This is a genomic window from Acinetobacter sp. WU_MDCI_Abxb74, assembly GCF_025513915.1.
GTDB classification, from domain to species: domain Bacteria; phylum Pseudomonadota; class Gammaproteobacteria; order Pseudomonadales; family Moraxellaceae; genus Acinetobacter; species Acinetobacter calcoaceticus_C.
In genome coordinates, this window is sequence record NZ_JAHPRP010000001.1 from 223,233 (window position 1) to 240,938 (window position 17,706).

A 17,706-nucleotide genomic window follows, 5' to 3' on the forward strand; every position below is an offset into this window, starting at 1 on the left:
TATGGAAACACTTCATTTTGAGTTTGTGGCGACAGAGCCACCGATAAAAAAAGCACTAGTAGGGTGTGTTGGCTCGGGTGATCTAGAAATTTTGATGGAACCCGGCGACACAGGAAAAACCACTATTCAGGTGGTGACTTCGGTGGATGGTAGTGTTGCACGTTGGAAAAATCTTTTTGAACGGATTTTTACAGCGCAAATACCACCAGCCGTCAATATTGATATTCATGACTTTGGTGCAACCCCCGGTGTTGTTCGCTTACGTCTGGAACAAGCCTTGGAGGAGATTGCGCATGACTGATATCCAGAGCTTGTTAAATAAACAAGATTTTATTGAACTCAGTGCAAGAGAACGTGCCAAAGCATTGTTGGATGAAGGCAGTTTTCGAGAGTTACTTGATCCATTTGCACGTGTCATGTCGCCTTGGTTGGTTAAGCAAAATATTGTGCCTCAAGCAGATGATGGGGTGGTGATTGCAAAAGGATCTATTCAAGAGCGACCAGTAGTTTTGATTTCAATCGAAGGCTTATTTCAGGGTGGCAGCTTAGGCGAGGTTGGTGGTGCCAAAATTGCAGGTGCATTAGAGCTTGCGGTTGAAGACAATCTTAACGGTATTCCAACGGCTGCAATCTTATTACTAGAAACTGGTGGGGTTCGCTTACAAGAAGCAAATTTGGGGTTGGCTGCAATTGCTGAAATTCAGGCTGCAATTGTGAACTTACGTCAGTATCAACCCGTGATTGCTGTGGTTGCAGGCAGTGTAGGGTGTTTTGGTGGCATGTCGATTGCGGCTGCGCTATGCAGTTACATTGTAATGACACAAGAAGGACGTTTAGGACTAAATGGCCCGCAAGTGATTGAACAAGAAGCTGGCGTACAAGAATATAACGCTAAAGATCGTCCGTTTATTTGGAGCGTAACTGGCGGAAATCAACGTTTTGCTAGTGGTTTAGCGGATGCTTATGTTGATGATGATCGTCAGAAAATTCGTCAACAAGTCATCGATTATTTAGAACAAGGCGTACCTGATCAGCATCGTAGTTCAAATTACTCGTTTTATTTAGCACAGCTACAACAAGTCGATACTGCCGAGCAAATCACTCCTGTACAGGTTCAGGCTTTGTATCAAGGAGAGCAAGCATGAATATCGCCGTTGATACATTAAAAGCCTCTACGCGAGGTGTACATTGGTTTAAAGCACTTACGCAGGGCTTTAAGAAAGTTGAAGGTTTTCCAGCTTCTGTTTGGGTGGCAGATGGACAGATTGATCAGCAAGCAGTACGTGTAATTGCCGTTGTTCAAGACAGCAATAATCTATTCCCGCGAGCGAGACAAGGTGAAGTTGGACTACTGGAAGGTTGGAGCTTGGCGAAAGCAGTTGATGAGGTGATTCAAGCCGATGCACATGCTGAAACTAAACGCGGCATTTTATGTCTGGTTGATGTTCCAAGTCAGGCTTATGGTCGCCGTGAAGAATTATTAGGTATTCATCAAGCGTTAGCGGGTGCAGTAGACAGCTATGCCAGAGCCAGATTGGCAGGTCATCCTATTGTCAGTTTATTGGTGGGTAAGTCAATGTCTGGCGCTTTTCTGGCTCATGGTTACCAAGCCAATCGTATTATTGCGTTAAAAGATTCAGATGTTATGGTTCATGCAATGGGTAAAGAATCTGCTGCACGCGTTACCCAACGGTCGGTTGATGAGTTAGAGCAATTGGCTTCAAGCATTCCTCCAATGGCTTATGACATCGAAAGTTATGCAACGCTTGGATTGTTATCTGAACTATTATCTGTTGAAAATCCTGAACAGCCAACAAACGATGATCTTTCGTTAGCGAAGCACGCAATTGCTCAAGCATTTAAAGAAATTAATGCTGAGTCGTCTAGAGGACTGGAACAAAGACTTCACGGCCAAAACCGTCAGATGTCTAAAAAAGTTCGTGAGTTATTGCGCGAGCAATGGTCATGAAACTTGATCTTGAAGCCCATGATTTGCTGTGGGGCATGACGGTAGATTACTTGACCGATGATGCTCCGCTGTGGGTGAAAGAGGTATTACAACGAGGTGATCCTGTTGTGGTTCGGCGGGCAATTACCTCGGCAGATCAGGTTGCTGTGGGTGTAAGAGGACAATTACGTCATCAACGATATGCAGTGCAAATGCCACGATCTGCTATTACCAAACAACTTAAACCAGAAGCACTGACTCACGTGAATACACAGCAGTTTGAGCATTTGGCAGAACATTTACAGACCATTTCTAGCATTATGAAAAACTTTTCAGAGTGTTGGGGTTATACAGGAAGTTTCGGGTTTGAGCTGGCAACTGGCATTCAAACAGTCACTCAGCAAAGTGACATAGATTTGTTGATTCGAGCTGAACAACCTTTTGCCAAAAAGCAGGCGATTGAGCTACTCGAAACTTTTCAGCAAGCGGGGCTAAATGTAGATATACAGCTACAACTACCGCAGGGTGGTTTGGCTTTAAAAGAGTGGGCTAGGAATAGCGGAAAAGTTCTATTAAAACGTGCTGAAGGTGCTGTTTTAGTAGAAAACCCATGGAATTAGGGAACAGATATCATGGCTTCGATTTGGGTATATCCGGGACAAGGTGTGCAAAGAAGCAAAATGTTGCACGACCTGCCACAATCTGCTCTGGTAAATGAATATCTTGAGCGTGCGTCAGATGTACTCAAAGAAGATGTTTTGATGCTAGATAGTTCGGTTGCATTGCAATCGACTCGAGCCGTACAGCTTTGTTTACTCATTTCAGGCGTGGTGAGTTCAGCCATATTAACTGCTGAAAACTTAAAACCTGATTATGTAGCGGGCCTATCGATTGGCGCATGGTCGGCTGCGGTTGTAGCAGGAGTTTTAACCTATGAAGATGCTATTCGTTTAGTTGCCTATCGAGGTGAACTCATGCAAAACGCATATCCAACTGGCTATGGCATGACTGCACTAATTGGTACAGACCTTGCAGCCGTAGAAGCATGGGTGAAACAAATTTATGAAATAACGCCACAGGTTTTTGTCGCAAATATTAATGCACATAACCAGATTGTTATTTCTGGAAGTCATGATGCCATGCAACAAGTTGCTATTTTGGCAAAACAGCAAGGCGTAGTGGCAAAAAAATTAGATGTATCCGTGCCATCGCATTGTGAACTACTAGATCGACAAGCAGAGCAACTTGCAGCGTCTATGGAGGGAGTCACTTTAAAGCAGCCTAAAATTCGTTATTTAAGTGGTACAACCGCTCGTACACTGAGTAAGTCAGAACAAATTGGTGATGACTTGGCTTTTAACATGAGTCGAACGGTAGATTGGGAAAGCACCCTGCAAGCTGCATGGGAGCGTGGTGTAAGACTACAGATAGAAGCTTTGCCGGGAACGGTGCTCACTGCACTCGCACGTCAGATATTTAAAGAAGGAACTGTGTTGTCATTTCAAGGAACACGTTTAGACAGCATTCAGATTGTAATGCAAAATAGTGGTTCTTTATAGCAATATGGATTAAAAGTTTAGTAATAACCCAAGGATATGAGGGATTTACAATGATTATATATGGAACAGCAATATTAGCGATCTGTCATTTATTAGGTGATTATTTTGGCAATACTTTAGGCATGCTATTAGGCGTAAAAGCCAATGTAGGAGGCGTTGCTATTTCAATGATTCTTTTAATTTTATCTAAAGAATTATTGACACGAAAAGGCTATTTGCCACAAGTCACTCAATTTGGCGTTTTATATTGGTCAGGAATGTATATTCCGATCGTGGTGGCAATGTCGGCAGGACAAAATGTTGTTGCTGCACTATCTGGAGGAATGTTAGGACTGATCGTTTCTATTGCATCGTTAATTGGCACGGTTTTAGTCATCCGTTATTTAAATAGAATTAGTGGCGACTATGAAACCTATGAATGGACGATAGAAGCTAAGGAAAAAATAGCCTAAGCAAACATAAACTACAAAAAAGTTCAATCAAAAAAGGATTTAAATGATGGACGCTATAATTGCTGTGTTATCAAAAAATGCATTAGTGACTGCCCTTGCCGTAACGGGTTTAATGATGTTTGTTTCCCATTTACTCTCAAAATATTTGACGAAGGGAAAACTACAAAGCTCTGCAATCGCGATTACTTTAGGTTTAGTTGTAGCTTACTTTGCAGGGGTCTATACGCAAGGAACCAAAGGTGTTTCTGATATCGCTATATTTTCTGGATTTGCATTGCTAGGCGGAGCCATGATCCGAGATCTGGCTATTGCTTCAACAGCCTTTGAAGTCGATGTGAAAGAAGTGAAGAAAGCAGGAAAAATTGGTCTAATCGCATTAGTGCTTGGTTGTGTAGTGCCTTTTGCCATCGGTGTGATGGTGGCATGGGTGATGGGATATCGAGATCCAATCTCAATGACGACGATTGGTGCAGGTGCAATGACTTATATTGTTGGTCCAATTACAGGAACAGCAATTGGTGCTAGCTCAGATGTAATCGCGCTTTCTATTGCGATTGGATTAATCAAGTCTGTTTTCTTTATGGTCGGTACACCACTGCTTGCGAAATTCATGTATTTAAAAAGCCCGCGTTCAGCCATGGTATTTGGCGGCTTGGCAGGAACAACCAGTGGTACGGCAGCCGGTTTAGCTGGAACAGATGTAAGACTTGTTCCTTATGGTGCTTTAGTTGCAACCTTCTACACAGGACTTGGTTGCTTACTTGGACCATCCTTATTTTTTATAACGGTTAATGCAATTTTTGGATAATGAAGTGAGTCTAAAATGGTAGCAACTTATTAAATTTAATGAGTTGCTACTTATTCATTTTATGAAAATTCGAAGCAAACATACGACATTCTGCAATCAGTGCGAGTAAATTAGGATCTCGTTCCTTACTTTTTAAAAAAACCAAACCAATTTCTTGTTGCATATGATATTGCTGTTTAAGTGGAATAAGTTTGACGGAGCTTTCATAAACAGCTGAAATACGACCGGGCAATAGGGCAAAACCTACGCCTGAACTGACCATACTAATTAAGGTGAAAATATCGTTCACTTGCAAAGCAACTTTAGGCGAGAAGCCTGCTTTTTTAAAAATAATATCGCTATCGTTATGGGTCGCAAACCCTTTGGTTAAAGTGAGGAAGGTCTCTTCTTTTAATAGGCTTAAATCAATGTCTTTAAACTCTGTATATTTAGAATCTTTGTTTACCGCCAGAAAAATATCATCTGAAAACATAGGTAAAATTTCAAAGTCATCATCTTGAATGGTTTCATTTAAAGCCACAATAATCGCATCAAGCTCAGTTGCTTTAAGTTTTTTAACCAAGTCCTGATTTGAGCTGAGTAACAATTGAATATCTAGCTCACTACGTCTGAGCTTAAGCCCGCTAATCACATTTGGAATCGTATTTACAGTTAAAGAATAAAGTGAACCTAAATGTAAAACCTTAGCTGCAAAACCTGCGGCTTCTCTGGTTTTATTAACGGTAATGAAAATGTCCTGTACGATTTTTTGCGCCCGTTCTTCAAATACATAGGCACTTTTTAAAGGAATGAGATTACGTCCTTCATTTTTAAAAAGCGGGCAGCGTAAAGCGCTTTCTAAAGAGTGCAATGCTTTGTGAACACTGACATTACTAAGCTCCATTTCTGTCGCGGTTTTAGATAAATTGCCACAGCGCATAAATGCTAAAAAAATCTGTATCTTTTTAAGGGTGAGTTCTTCATCAATTTCCATATTAATCCCTTGAACCTGTTTCCTTTAAAAATATAGATTTAAGCTCTAAAGTTACCACAAAACAGTCACTATAAAATTGGGCTTAGGTCGAAGTACGTTATTTAAGAAACAGCTTCAACCCGCTGTTGAATTGTTTTAATGATTTGTTCTAATGCACTTTGAATTTTGGGTGTCCATTCAAAAGAGCAGTTGATCCTTAAGTGATGCTGCTGCGCGGGTAAAACACTAAACAGTGGACTTGGAGCCACCCCAATGTTTTGTTGAATTAACTCTTCATAAATTTGCATACTATCTAAATTATTCGGTAGCTTAACCCAAAGAAAATAACCACTTGGATGGTAATAAACTTCGCAAGAGGATGGCAGATGCTGCTTTAAATAGTGATAAAACTGCTTTTTATAACGCTCAAGTGAAAGCCTGAGAGTACGTAAGTGCTTTTCATAATGATGATGAGACAAAAACTCGACTAAGGCATTTTGAATGAGTGCATTTACTGAAATGGTACTCATGAGTTGTAAATGCTGGATATGGTCTGAAAACTTACCTGCATAGACCCAACCGACCCGAAAACCTGCACCTAAAGTTTTAGAAAATGACGAGCAGTGAAGGACCAGATTTTGCTGATCAAAATACTTCATTGAAAGAGGCTTTTGTCCACCATAAAACAGCTCTTCATAAACGTCATCTTCAATCAAATAAATTTGGTGCTCATGAAGTAGCTTAGCAATTTTATATTTAATATCGTCGCTCACCGTAAACCCGATTGGATTATGGCTGTTTAACATCAACCAACAGACTTTAATTGGATAACTATTAATAACTTGTTCAAAAGCCTCTAGGTCAAAACCATGTTGAGGATGCTCAGGAATCGTAATAACTTTTAGCCCTAAACGTTCTGCTGCTTGCCAAGCGCCATAAAATACGTTTTGTTGTAATAAAATATAGTCACCCGGTTGAGCAACCGCTTGTAAGGAAAGATTGAGTGCATCCAATCCTCCAGATGTAATGACGATGTCATCTGGGTCGGTTTGAATCCCTTGCATACAGTAGCGTTGAGCAATGAGTTTTCGTAAAGCTAAATTGCCGGGTGGTAGGCTTGTAGTTTGGTCGTAACTTTGTTTCTGACGGGCAAGCTGCCCCATAATTTGAATAAGTTTAGGCGCATATAAAAGCTGACTGTCAGGAAAGGCAGAGCCAAACGGTATGACAGATTCATTTTGAATTGATTTAAGATATTTAAAAACTAAAGAATTAATTTCAATTTTTGAGTTGAGTGAAACAACAGAATATTGCTCTAAAGGTTTAAGCGTAATGAGCTCGGCAACGAAGTATCCCGATTTTTCTTTGGAATAGATCAAACCCTGTGATTCAAGCTCTTGGTAAGCATTCATTACCGTCATTAAACTAAAACCAGAGCGTTGCACCTGATCTCTTAAAGAAGGTAACTTCTCGTGTGCATTTAAAGTGCCACTCTCAATGAGTTGGCGAATGCTATGGGCAAGTTGTTCTGATTTATACATGTATGGGCTGCAAGAAATGACAAAATGAAAGATGCACTGAATCAATAATAAATGCCGCTTGTAGAATCTACAAACGGCATTTGCTTATAAAAATAATTTTACTTCAGATAAGGGGCTGCATAAATCAATATCACTTTAAACAAACCAGCAATAACAGCTAATGCTAAAAATCCACCTAACCATAGCAGAATAAACCATTGGGTTTGAGTCAGTTTAGAAGATAAATTTTTCATAAAACCCTCCTAACTTTAATGATAGCCTTCATCGCCTACACGAACTTTGTCTCGGAATACCCAGTAAGACACAATAGTGTAAGCAATAATAATTGGGATAAGAATGAGTGCACCGACCAAAGCAAACATCTGACTTGAATGCGGGGCTGCAGCTTGCCAGATGGTGACTGATGGCGGAATAATATATGGCCATAAACTAATCACAAAACCTGTAAATGCAAGGAAGACCAGCGCTAAGGTGTATAAAAAAGGTTTTAGGTCATGTTGCTGCTTTTTACACGCTGATAAAATCAGGCCAACAAACAATAAAACCAAAATAGGCACTGGGCTAAAATAGAACAGATTTGGTAAAGAGAACCAGCGATCTGCGATTTCAGGATGAGTCAGAGGTGTATAGAGACTCACACCACCAAAAATAATAAGCAGTGCAATAATCAGCTTTGGCATAAGCTCATACATGCGCTGTTGCAAGTTCTTTTCGGTTTTTAAAATAAGCCAACCACATCCTAACGTTGCATACATGGCAACTACACCAATACCGGTAAAGAAGGTAAATGGGGTCAACCAATCAAGTGATCCGCCAGAAAAAATACCATTGGTGGTTTTTATGCCTTGAATATAGGCACCCAAGATAATGCCTTGGAGGAAGCTGGTTAAGATTGAACCCCAAATAAAAGCTAAGTCCCAAAGGTATTTTGTACGATGAGCTTTAAAGCGGAATTCGAATGCGACTCCGCGGAAAATTAAGGCAATTACCATAAAAATAATAGGTAGATACAGTGCCGATAAAACCGTTGAGTAAACCAGTGGGAATGCAGCATAGAGACCAGCACCACCCAGTACCATCCATGTTTCGTTACCATCCCAGACAGGAGCCACGGTATTCATCATTACGTCACGTTCCTGACTGCTTTTGATGAAGGGGAACATAATTCCGATCCCTAAATCAAAGCCATCCATGACCACATAAATCAGGACACCTAAACCGATAATACCGACCCATATTAAAGAAAGATCAATCATGACGGTTCTCCCCAGAATTTTGTTTATCGTCAATATTTTCCTCGACAGCACTGAGTGGACGCATTGGTGTTTTAAAGTGTCCAACACCACCAGTTTCAATATTTGGCGTATCGATAAATACAGGGCCTTTATTAATGAGTTTTAAGGTGTAGTAGATACCACTACCAAAAACGATGGTGTAGACCACCACAAAAATAAAGAGACTCAGGCCAACCTGATCTGCAGAAACGGTATGAGAAAGCCCATCTTTTGTTCTCATAATTCCATATACAACCCAAGGTTGACGGCCAACTTCAGTGGTAATCCAGCCTGCGAGCATTGCGACATAACCCGCTGGCCCCATGAGCAGTGCAAATTTATGGAACCAAGAGGTTTCATATAACTTACCGCGTTTACGTAACCAAAGAGCAATTAAAGATAGCGTGACCATGAGTACACCAAGGCCCACCATTACACGGAAACTCCAGAAAATAATGGTTGAATTTGGACGATCTTCAGGTGCGAATTCTTTTAAACCTGTGACTTGGCCATCTAAACTGTGAGTTAAAATTAAACTACCTAAATATGGAACACCCACTTCAAAATGGTTACGTTCTTCTTTCATATCTGGAATTGCAAATAACAGTAGTGGCATAGGTTCATTATGGTTTGTTTCCCAATGACCCTCCATCGCTGCCAGTTTAGCGGGTTGATGCTCACGAGTATTTAAACCATGGTTGTCACCAATAACGACTTGTAAACATGAAGTCACAAGTACCATCCAGAGGCCCATCGAAAACGATTTTTTAACTAATTCATCACGACGGCCTTTAATTAAATGCCAAGCAGATGTTCCTACGACTAACAAAGAAGAAACTAAAAAGGCTGCGGCACCCATATGGGCAAAGCGGTAAGGGAAGGATGGATTAAAAACGATAGCAAACCAGTCTTTTGGCACAATAATGCCATTTTCGATGGCAAAGCCTTGAGGCGTCTGCATCCAGCTATTGGACGATAAAATCCAGAACATGGAAATACAGGTACCAATTGCAACCATCAGTGTTGCAAAAAAGTGGGCTCGAGGACCGACGCGCCCCCAACCAAACAACATGATGCCTAAAAAGCCAGCTTCTAAAAAGAAAGCACTTAAGACTTCATAGGTAAGTAAAGGGCCGGTAATACTTCCTGCGACCCGTGAAAATTCACTCCAGTTGGTACCGAACTGGTAGCTCATAACAACGCCCGAGACCACTCCCATACCAAATGCAACCGCAAAGATCTTAATCCAATATTTAAAGAGATCTTTATAAATCGGATTTTGAGTTCTTAACCATTTCCATTCCAGAACAGCTAAAAAGCAGGCAAGACCAATGGAGGTGGCCGGAAAAATAATATGAAAGGATACTGTGAAGGCAAATTGTATTCGTGCTAATTCTAAAGCGGTTAGACCGAGGCTCATAAAATTTCCCCCTGTGAACTAGCTGATGATGATTGTGTTAAATGCTTAATTTCAGGTGAAAAAACATTTGGACGATAAAACTTGTAGCTGTGATAAATATTCTTAGCAAGTAAAATGCCAAATGTATAAATCAGTGTAATTGCTTGATATTTCAAGAGAATAGAACGATTGATTGTTTTTAATCTGTTAATAAAGTTTAGGCTTGATGTTGCATTTGTAAAAAAGCATGTTGCATTGAAACATTGATGAAATATCTGTTGGTACACATACGTACGTTTCATGAAAACTACCCACCTTAAGAAGTTTTCTTAATCATGCACTGGCAGCTTTTGTATATGTAGATACAGAAATTTTTTATAAAACTATAACAGTCTGGAGCACTTATTATGGGTGCTATAGTTTTTTTTCAATTATCTGTAGCTATGTATCCCTTCATCTAAAGTTCAAAATAAAAATGAACAAGATTTACGGATGACTAAAATCAGCCTTCAAAAACAACATGAATGCGATTTTGTGTTTACATATAAGCACATGATAAATTTCTTCTTTTCTATTTCCTTGTTGTTTTGTTTGAGGTCTGATTATTACGTGGATGATGAAAGACCTTGTTTTAAGTGTAGCTCTTCTAAAATAGCTTGGATGTTAAAAAATGTTTATTACTTCTCAACTAAATATTTTAAATAAAATTATTAAAAATCAGTCTATTCCAATATCAATATCCACTCAATTAGAGCAGACATACGTTAACCTTGAAGCAACTTTATTAAGAGCAAAGGTATTAAGAGATTTTTCTAAATCTCAAACTGTATATTTAATTCAATCGCATATTCAGGCACAGCAAAGCAGTTTGGCTTATCTATTTTCACCTTTTATTTTTGCGAATCTCAATAAAGCAGCTATTTATACGACGCCCGCTACCGAGCCTGTACTTACTATTCTCAATAAATATTATCAAGCCGAAAAGAAAGTCTTGTTTAAGGTAGATGAGATTCTTGAGAGTCTAAAAATATATTTAGATTTAGAGTTGACCGAGCTAGATGATATTGATTTTGTTTATTTAAGCTTAATAAAAGCACTATGCCGAAGTGATATCTCTACAATTTTTTTAATCACATATTTAGAAGTTGATCTAGACGCTTTAAAGCAACTCGAACAATTTCTAAAGATAAAGATTTATTGGATCAGGTCGGTAAAAAACACTGATTTAAAAGACTTAAATGGGTTAGATATGCGTCAATTATTATTCAAAAATAAAGATGATACTTATGTGCAACTGTGTAGCCAATTTGCACAAATGAATGCACAACTTGTAGGTTTATGCGATACCTTCACTACGCCTCAAATGACCCATTTAATTGATGATATGTTTTATTCAGAGCATATTTTTGAGAAGTTATCTGTCTATTCAGAATACATGCAAACGCTCTTGCAAAGCCAACAGAGCGTAAAGCTCAAAAAGATATCTTAGCTTATTGCTTATATAAAGAATGAATACTGTTATATAAAAATAATCGTTTTCATGTGAAATAAATATTTTATGGTAAAGCAAAGCAACAGTGGTTTTCCATAAATGACAAATTTAAATTTTGAATATCATCTCGGTTCATTGACACATGCTGCACTTAGTCAAGCGTCCCAAATCTCGCGAGTTTGGGGACAAGGGCCTTCTGAACGTTATGATGAATTAGCTCAACACTTTAGACCGACTTTTGCACGCATTAAAGAAGGGGCTTTAATCCGTGAGCAACAGCATATTTTGCCATATGAACAACTTCAGTGGCTCAAAGATATTGGTTTTACAAGATTACGACTTCCTAAAGTACATGGGGGCTTTGAGGCAACCATTCCTGAGTTGTTCGCATTATTAGTTGAGTTGGCAGAAGCAGACTCAAATTTACCGCAAGGTTTGCGAGTGCATTTTGGTTTCACTGAAGACGTGCTGGTCACCAAGAATAAAGCGTTTCAACAGCGCTGGCTCAGTCGAATTGCACAAGGCGAAACAGTTGGCAGTGCATGGTCTGAAGGTGGGAAAGAGTCAATTGATCAGTTCGAAACTCATTTATATCGGGATGCTGACGGAAAAATTCGCGTTAAAGGTCAAAAATATTACACCACAGGAAGTCTATATGCGGACTGGGTTGATGTTGGGGTAACTGATTTAAACGGTGAATCTGGCTCAGTCGTTGTGCGCCGTGAAACTGAAGGTGTCGAAATTGTAGATGACTGGAATGGCTTTGGTCAGCAACTCACTGCAAGCGGTACGGCATATTTTCATGATGTACAAGTCGACGAGGCCGAAATTTTACCCGATGATGACCGCTTTAAATATTCGGCTGCTTATTATCAACTCGTGCAACTTGCAATCATTACTGGTTTAGGGCGTGCTGCGACTTATGAGGTTTCACAAGCGGTGGCTAAACGTACCCGCAACTATACTCATGCGAATGCTCAGTTTGTAAAACAGGACCCGCAAATTTTACAAGTAGTTGGGCAAATTCGTGGAGCAGCATATAGCGCAGGGGCGATTGTTGAAAAAGTTGCGCAAAGTTTACAACGTGCTTACTTGGCAGCATTTCAAAATAATGAGCAGCTTGAAGAAGAACAAAATGCGCTTGCTGAGCTTGAAAGTGCGCAGTCTCAAACTGTCATTACCGATTTAATTTTAAACGCATCGACAATTCTATTTGATGCATTAGGTGCATCAGCGACAGATAAAGATTTGAGCTTAGACCGATATTGGCGAAATGTACGCACTTTAGCTTCCCATAACCCAAGAGTGTTTAAAAATCGGATTGTGGGTGACTTTAGCGTGAACGGGACATTACCACCTTATCAATGGCGAATTGGTGAAGTTATTAAAGAGTAAGTTTTAAGTTTATATATTAAGCTGTCTTTAGGGTAGCTTAATATTATTTGTAGTATTACAATAAATTATAAAAATGTATTAGAATAAAATCATATTTTGTTTGGGGTTTATATTATAAAGAATAGATAAAAATTGCTTTAGTATAAAAGTAATTAAAATGCTGGCTGATATTTTATGACTAAGAAGATTAGTTTTAATGCTTTTGAAATGAATTGTATTGCACATCAATCTCCCGGATTATGGCGACATCCTCAAGATCGATCTGTTGAATATAAAGATTTAGAATATTGGACAGATTTAGCACAAATTTTGGAACGTGGTTTTTTTGACGGTATTTTTATTGCAGATGTGCTTGGTATTTATGACGTTTACCATCAAAGTGCTGAGCATGCCTTAACAGGTGCAGTGCAAGTTCCAGTCAATGATCCATTACAGATAGTTCCTGCCATGGCTGCTGTAACGAAGCACTTGGGCTTTGGTGTGACCACATCAATTTCCTTTGAACATCCTTATCCTTTTGCTAGACGTATTAGTACCCTAGACCATTTGACCAAAGGACGAGTTGGATGGAATATCGTGACTTCTTATTTGGAGAGTGGTTCAAAAAACTTAGGCTTAAAAACTCAGGTCAATCATGACAACCGTTATGATATTGCCGATGAATATTTAGAAGTGCTCTATAAACTTTGGGAAGGTTCTTGGGAAGAAGGTTCGGTACTACGCGACCGTGAAAACGGTATATTCGCTGACCATAAAAAAGTGCATCCAATTCAGCACGAAGGTAAGTATTTTACTGTACCGGGTATCCATATTTGTGAGCCATCACCACAGCGTACACCTGTGTTATATCAAGCAGGTGCATCATCTCGTGGCCAGAAGTTTGCCAGCCAAAATGCCGAATGTGTATTCATTGCAGCACCTTCTAAAATTGCGACTAAAAAGATTGTACAAGGCATTCGCCAGAAATTGGCTCAAGAAGGCCGCGACCCTTACTCAGTTAAAATTTACGCGCTCTTGTCGATTGTGACAGATGAAACCGATACAAAAGCTCAAGCTAAGTTTAAAGAATATCAAAGCTATGGAAGCTATGATGGCGCTTTAACTTTGCTCTCGGGTTGGTCAGGAGTTGATTTTTCACAATACCAACCGACTGATAAAGTGGAATATATTCAAACCAACGCGATTCAATCTTTACTAGACTCTTATGTAAATGCGGACCCTGAGCGAGTCTGGACTATTGAGGAAATCGCAAACTGGAATAGTCTAGGTGGGAACGGACCAGTATTGGTGGGTTCAGCAGAAACAGTTTCCGATGCTTTACAAGAATGGGTTGAAGATACCGATGTGGATGGCTTTAACCTTGCCTATATTTTGGCTCATCAGACCTTTGCAGATGTTGTAGAGTTTATTGTTCCAGAGTTGCAAAAACGCGGGGTATATCAAACTTCGTATGCACAAGGAACGTTAAGAGAAAAATTATTCGGTGCAGGACCATATTTACCAGAAAATCACCGCGGTGCAAAATATCGAAATCTAAAAGAATTAAAGCTTGCTGAGGCAAGTTAATATCTTAAATTTTATTTAAATAAAAGCTGGTTAAATACTGGCTTTTATTTTATTTGTTTTTATATCGGTTTTATTGCTGAGTTAATAATGAAAAGATAATTCTATAATTCAGATTAAAAAATAAGATTAATTTGTTTTTATATTGTCTAAATAGTCATTATGTTGTTTCTGTTATTAAAATACAGGAAAGATTAAGTGAGCGTACAAGAACTAAATCATGCGCATCGCCATGAAATTAAATCTCCCGATGATGTATCACAATTAATCTCCAAATTTGCAGGGAAGGGTAAATCTAATAAAGTCATTTGGTTGGCACTGATTGGTGTATTTATCGATGCTTATGATTTGACGACGCTCTCTTTCGGTATTGAGCAGGTCATATCAGAGTTTTCTTTAAGTCCTGTCATGACAGGTGTAGTTGCTTCGGCAATTGTCTGTGGAACCATTGTCGGTAATTTAATTGGCGGTTGGCTAACCGATAAAATCGGTCGTTATCGAGTGTTTATGGCCGACATGGTGCTGTTTGTTATTGCGGCCATTGTGGCAGGCTTTGCACCAAATGTGTGGGTACTCATTTTAGCCAGATTTATTATGGGTATTAGTGTCGGGGTCGATTTACCCGTCGCAATGTCTTATTTATCTGAGTTTTCAAAGTTTAACGGTAGTAGCAACAAGGCAGCCCGTTTAGCCGCTTGGTGTCCAATGTGGTACGCCGCATCTTCTGTCTGCTTTGGATTAGTTTTGGCACTTTACTTTCTTTTACCACCAGAGCATAGCAACTGGTTATGGCGAGCTTCTTTAATTTTTGGAGCGGTGCCAGCGTTACTCATTATTTTTATTCGCGGTAAATATTTAACTGAATCACCAATTTGGCTGGCTAATCAGGGTGATTTAAAAGGGGCAGCTAAAGTTCTGCAAGAATCCTATGCAATTAACGCTGTAGCAACAGTTGAAAAAGTAGAAAGAAAGGCTGAAACAAAACAACGTGAAGGCTTTGCTGTTTTATTTAATAAAACCTATTTACCAAGAACGATTGTGGCGATTGTGATTCATATTTCGGTGGCATTTCAGTACACCACAATTGCTTTCTTTTTACCGTCCATTTTGACTCGTTTTTTCCATACTGATGTTTTGACGACCATTACCACAACACTCGGGCTAAATTTACTGTTTGCATTTACAGGAGGGTTGTTGGGGGTATTTGTTGCCAGTAGATTTAAATCTCGTCATGTGTTGCTCACAGGCTTTTTACTCCAATTTATTGCCCTTATTGCATTGGCATTAATTGGTGAGCCGGGCAATAGCTTTTTACTCTACACTGCCATTGGCATGCTCGGTTTATGGCTTTTTGCTGAAGGTTTTGGACCAGGGGCACAAATGATGGTCTATCCAACCATGGCTTATCCTGCTTCGATTCGTGGTGTTGGCGTTGGGTTTAACCGTGCTGTAACTGGAGTGGCTCAGGCAATAGCTTTGTTTGTGTTGCCGATCTGGATGGCAGGCTACAAAACCGATGTATATCTGATTATTTCTGTGTTTGCTTTTATTCCTTTAATTGTGATTGGACTACTTATTAAGTTTGAGCCAACTGCACAAGATGTAGATGTCATTGACGAAAATAACCCAGACCTTCCACTCAATAATTCACCAGTAATTGATTAGTTAAACCTAAATTTTTTAGATAAAAACAAAGGCCAACATGTGTTGACCTTTGTTTTGAATTAGAAATAGTAAGCAAAGATCACAAACGCTTTTTTATTCCATTTATCGTTAGTTCCGCCAGCCGCTAGGCCCTCACTATCCCCTAAATAAGGGTCATGTTTGCCAATTAGCAACTCGGCTTGTACCGTCAGTTTTTGATAGTTAAACGCAATGCCGGGGATAAAACGGGTTGAGTCTTTAAAGCCGTCTTGCTCTTTTTTATAAGCACTATAATTTAGATAAGGGCGTACCGATGTAATGGGGCCAAATTGTTGAGGAAATAGATAGCTCACTTCGGCTGAATATATCTGGCCTTTGGTTGCTGAGTTAAATGAGTAATCAAAACCACCTAAAGTAAGATGATCTTTGTATTGAGAGTCAGCATTATCAATGTCTTGATAACCTGCCAAAAGCTGTAAGTTCCATTGTTTATAAGTGGTGTTGTTAAAAATTGAATAGACTTGGCGATCGCCATCTTGGCCTGAGCGTTTATTTTCAATGGTTGAATACCAAGCAGAGGCACCAAGTTGGCTGGAGAAGTCTTCTTGCCCAGCTATATTTTTAAATGTATGCGCACCGCGAACAACAATTGAGTTCTTTTCTTGAGTATTGGTGCCTTGTGGTACAGAATCATCAGCGTTGACAGGGTTGATACTAAATCGACTCGAGTCTTTGCTTTTGCCTCTATAGTTGCCGCCATCGGTAGGATAAAAGGCAAATTGTGCTTCATTGGTTCCATCATTGAAATCATATTTTACCCCAAGATTGTGTACATCTTCCCAACCTGCACTATTAGCAATGCCTAAATAATAAGTATTTCCCCAAAAGCGACCCAAGCCAAAAGGGACGGGGTTTAAGCCAGCAATAATTTTACTGTTGTCATTAATTTTATAACCCACCCATGCGTCGGTGAGCCAATTGGCATCGCCTAAACGGCCATAATATTCATAAAGCCGATAATCTAGACGGCCAATCCATTTGGGAGAGTTATAGTCTAGCCAGAGCACCGCGTCATTAAAAGAAAATTTGCTAGTCGTGGGATCTGAATCAAAATCATAAATGTATTTTGCCCGAATTGTGCCACTCACTTTGAGTTGACCTTCTTCAGCATTGCCAAAAGTAAGTGCCGCTTGGCTTGAAAGACTGCAACCTATAAGTGCACTGGCAATAAAAGTTTTCTGGATAATTTTATGATGTTTAAGCAAAAGCCTGTTTCTCCTTTTATCAATAAAAAATTAAATTTGTGTCATATATAAACTAGAAAAAATATTGATCAAATCTCAATATTTGCTGAGGTTCTATGATAAAAAGATAATAAAATCATATCATTGTATAAAATAATGAAAATTAATTAGATGCAAAACTCTAGATACGAGAAGCAAAAATAAAAATGATGAAATGAGTAGGATAAAATAATTAGAAGGTCTATGTCAGGTTTTTCTAATCATGTTTTTTTGAATATCGTTTTTAATTATTGATATATAAGTATTTTAATTTTACCTCTAACCTACAAGATTGCTTGAAGTTTTCTTTTTACCAAAAGATAAAAACTTATAAGGAAAAGTTATTTATCAAAAATAGATAAGCAACTCAGATTTTTTTATTTTTCATTATAAAGC

The 17,706-nt window shown here is 39.1% G+C and carries 17 protein-coding genes; 11 read left to right on the forward strand and 6 right to left on the reverse strand.

The features are described from left to right. Nucleotide 1 precedes the first annotated feature (1 nt). From KTH84_RS01040 to madM, 7 genes are read left to right on the forward strand one after another with little or no spacing between them, the layout of a single operon-like run. Nucleotides 2–301: a malonate decarboxylase subunit delta gene (locus tag KTH84_RS01040; protein ID WP_262471666.1), complete on the forward strand. Its 300-nt coding sequence runs from the start codon at nucleotides 2–4 to the stop codon at nucleotides 299–301. Beyond that, nucleotides 294–1,145, forward strand: coding sequence for a biotin-independent malonate decarboxylase subunit beta (locus KTH84_RS01045; protein ID WP_262471667.1), 852 nt, complete (start codon nucleotides 294–296; stop codon nucleotides 1,143–1,145). The genes KTH84_RS01040 and KTH84_RS01045 overlap by 8 nt, the downstream gene beginning before the upstream one ends. Then, nucleotides 1,142–1,969 carry a biotin-independent malonate decarboxylase subunit gamma gene (mdcE, locus tag KTH84_RS01050; protein WP_262471668.1) on the forward strand — a complete coding sequence of 276 codons (828 nt, stop codon included), beginning with the start codon at nucleotides 1,142–1,144 and terminating at the stop codon, nucleotides 1,967–1,969. The genes KTH84_RS01045 and mdcE overlap by 4 nt, the downstream gene beginning before the upstream one ends. Then, nucleotides 1,960–2,568: a malonate decarboxylase holo-ACP synthase gene (locus KTH84_RS01055; RefSeq protein WP_262471669.1), complete on the forward strand. Its 609-nt coding sequence runs from the start codon at nucleotides 1,960–1,962 to the stop codon at nucleotides 2,566–2,568. The genes mdcE and KTH84_RS01055 overlap by 10 nt, the downstream gene beginning before the upstream one ends. Nucleotides 2,569–2,580: 12 nt before the next feature. Further along, nucleotides 2,581–3,507, forward strand: coding sequence for a malonate decarboxylase subunit epsilon (gene mdcH / locus KTH84_RS01060; protein ID WP_262471670.1), 927 nt, complete (start codon nucleotides 2,581–2,583; stop codon nucleotides 3,505–3,507). 50 nt (nucleotides 3,508–3,557) lie between these two features. Beyond that, nucleotides 3,558–3,959 carry a malonate transporter subunit MadL gene (gene madL / locus KTH84_RS01065; RefSeq protein ID WP_262471671.1) on the forward strand — a complete coding sequence of 134 codons (402 nt, stop codon included), beginning with the start codon at nucleotides 3,558–3,560 and terminating at the stop codon, nucleotides 3,957–3,959. 46 nt (nucleotides 3,960–4,005) lie between these two features. Beyond that, entirely contained in the window at nucleotides 4,006–4,767 is a 762-nt protein-coding gene (gene madM / locus KTH84_RS01070) for a malonate transporter subunit MadM (protein ID WP_133976330.1), read from the forward strand. Between the two features lie 46 nt (nucleotides 4,768–4,813). Here the strand turns inward: madM and KTH84_RS01075 are convergent, their stop codons facing one another. The 5 genes from KTH84_RS01075 to KTH84_RS01095 form a co-directional block, all read right to left on the reverse strand. Further along, the gene (locus KTH84_RS01075) at nucleotides 4,814–5,740 is read right to left on the reverse strand and encodes a LysR family transcriptional regulator (protein ID WP_262471672.1); all 927 of its coding nucleotides are present in this window, start codon (nucleotides 5,738–5,740) and stop codon (nucleotides 4,814–4,816) included. Nucleotides 5,741–5,841: 101 nt separating this feature from the next. Next, nucleotides 5,842–7,260, reverse strand: coding sequence for a PLP-dependent aminotransferase family protein (locus KTH84_RS01080; protein ID WP_262471673.1), 1,419 nt, complete (start codon nucleotides 7,258–7,260; stop codon nucleotides 5,842–5,844). A 98-nt stretch (nucleotides 7,261–7,358) separates the two neighbouring features. After that, complete coding sequence (locus KTH84_RS01085) at nucleotides 7,359–7,493, reverse strand: hypothetical protein (protein WP_075431368.1); 135 nt, start codon at nucleotides 7,491–7,493, stop codon at nucleotides 7,359–7,361. A 15-nt stretch (nucleotides 7,494–7,508) separates the two neighbouring features. Continuing rightward, the gene (gene cydB, locus KTH84_RS01090) at nucleotides 7,509–8,516 is read right to left on the reverse strand and encodes a cytochrome d ubiquinol oxidase subunit II (RefSeq protein WP_042896635.1); all 1,008 of its coding nucleotides are present in this window, start codon (nucleotides 8,514–8,516) and stop codon (nucleotides 7,509–7,511) included. Beyond that, a complete protein-coding gene (locus KTH84_RS01095) occupies nucleotides 8,509–9,954 on the reverse strand; it encodes a cytochrome ubiquinol oxidase subunit I (RefSeq protein WP_202742337.1) in 1,446 nt (481 codons plus the stop codon). Before KTH84_RS01095 ends, cydB begins: the two co-directional genes overlap by 8 nt. A gap of 649 nt (nucleotides 9,955–10,603) precedes the next feature. Between KTH84_RS01095 and KTH84_RS01100 the strand changes: the two genes are divergently transcribed. From KTH84_RS01100 to KTH84_RS01115, 4 genes are all read left to right on the forward strand, one after another. Then, nucleotides 10,604–11,422, forward strand: coding sequence for a hypothetical protein (locus tag KTH84_RS01100; protein WP_262471674.1), 819 nt, complete (start codon nucleotides 10,604–10,606; stop codon nucleotides 11,420–11,422). Between the two features lie 102 nt (nucleotides 11,423–11,524). After that, nucleotides 11,525–12,820 (forward strand): acyl-CoA dehydrogenase family protein, encoded by a 1,296-nt coding sequence (locus tag KTH84_RS01105; protein ID WP_262471675.1) that lies wholly within the window; start codon nucleotides 11,525–11,527, stop codon nucleotides 12,818–12,820. Nucleotides 12,821–12,994: 174 nt separating this feature from the next. Next, a complete protein-coding gene (locus KTH84_RS01110; protein ID WP_262471676.1) occupies nucleotides 12,995–14,386 on the forward strand; it encodes an LLM class flavin-dependent oxidoreductase in 1,392 nt (463 codons plus the stop codon). Nucleotides 14,387–14,581: 195 nt separating this feature from the next. Further along, entirely contained in the window at nucleotides 14,582–16,048 is a 1,467-nt protein-coding gene (locus tag KTH84_RS01115) for an MFS transporter (protein ID WP_133974033.1), read from the forward strand. Nucleotides 16,049–16,107: 59 nt separating this feature from the next. On the opposite strand, the gene KTH84_RS01120 is transcribed toward KTH84_RS01115, so the two are convergent. Then, nucleotides 16,108–17,292 (reverse strand): hypothetical protein, encoded by a 1,185-nt coding sequence (locus KTH84_RS01120; RefSeq protein ID WP_262471677.1) that lies wholly within the window; start codon nucleotides 17,290–17,292, stop codon nucleotides 16,108–16,110. Nucleotides 17,293–17,706 lie beyond the last annotated feature (414 nt).

What these genes read in the sequence shown, in the direction of transcription:
- KTH84_RS01040 (WP_262471666.1), top strand. Translation starts at nt 2, where the DNA reads ATGGAAACACTTCATTTTGAGTTTGTGGCGACAGAGCCACCGATAAAA.
- KTH84_RS01045 (WP_262471667.1), top strand. Translation starts at nt 294, where the DNA reads ATGACTGATATCCAGAGCTTGTTAAATAAACAAGATTTTATTGAACTC.
- mdcE (WP_262471668.1), top strand. Translation starts at nt 1,142, where the DNA reads ATGAATATCGCCGTTGATACATTAAAAGCCTCTACGCGAGGTGTACAT.
- KTH84_RS01055 (WP_262471669.1), top strand. Translation starts at nt 1,960, where the DNA reads ATGGTCATGAAACTTGATCTTGAAGCCCATGATTTGCTGTGGGGCATG.
- mdcH (WP_262471670.1), top strand. Translation starts at nt 2,581, where the DNA reads ATGGCTTCGATTTGGGTATATCCGGGACAAGGTGTGCAAAGAAGCAAA.
- madL (WP_262471671.1), top strand. Translation starts at nt 3,558, where the DNA reads ATGATTATATATGGAACAGCAATATTAGCGATCTGTCATTTATTAGGT.
- madM (WP_133976330.1), top strand. Translation starts at nt 4,006, where the DNA reads ATGGACGCTATAATTGCTGTGTTATCAAAAAATGCATTAGTGACTGCC.
- KTH84_RS01075 (WP_262471672.1), bottom strand. Translation starts at nt 5,740, where the DNA reads ATGGAAATTGATGAAGAACTCACCCTTAAAAAGATACAGATTTTTTTA.
- KTH84_RS01080 (WP_262471673.1), bottom strand. Translation starts at nt 7,260, where the DNA reads ATGTATAAATCAGAACAACTTGCCCATAGCATTCGCCAACTCATTGAG.
- KTH84_RS01085 (WP_075431368.1), bottom strand. Translation starts at nt 7,493, where the DNA reads ATGAAAAATTTATCTTCTAAACTGACTCAAACCCAATGGTTTATTCTG.
- cydB (WP_042896635.1), bottom strand. Translation starts at nt 8,516, where the DNA reads ATGATTGATCTTTCTTTAATATGGGTCGGTATTATCGGTTTAGGTGTC.
- KTH84_RS01095 (WP_202742337.1), bottom strand. Translation starts at nt 9,954, where the DNA reads ATGAGCCTCGGTCTAACCGCTTTAGAATTAGCACGAATACAATTTGCC.
- KTH84_RS01100 (WP_262471674.1), top strand. Translation starts at nt 10,604, where the DNA reads ATGTTTATTACTTCTCAACTAAATATTTTAAATAAAATTATTAAAAAT.
- KTH84_RS01105 (WP_262471675.1), top strand. Translation starts at nt 11,525, where the DNA reads ATGACAAATTTAAATTTTGAATATCATCTCGGTTCATTGACACATGCT.
- KTH84_RS01110 (WP_262471676.1), top strand. Translation starts at nt 12,995, where the DNA reads ATGACTAAGAAGATTAGTTTTAATGCTTTTGAAATGAATTGTATTGCA.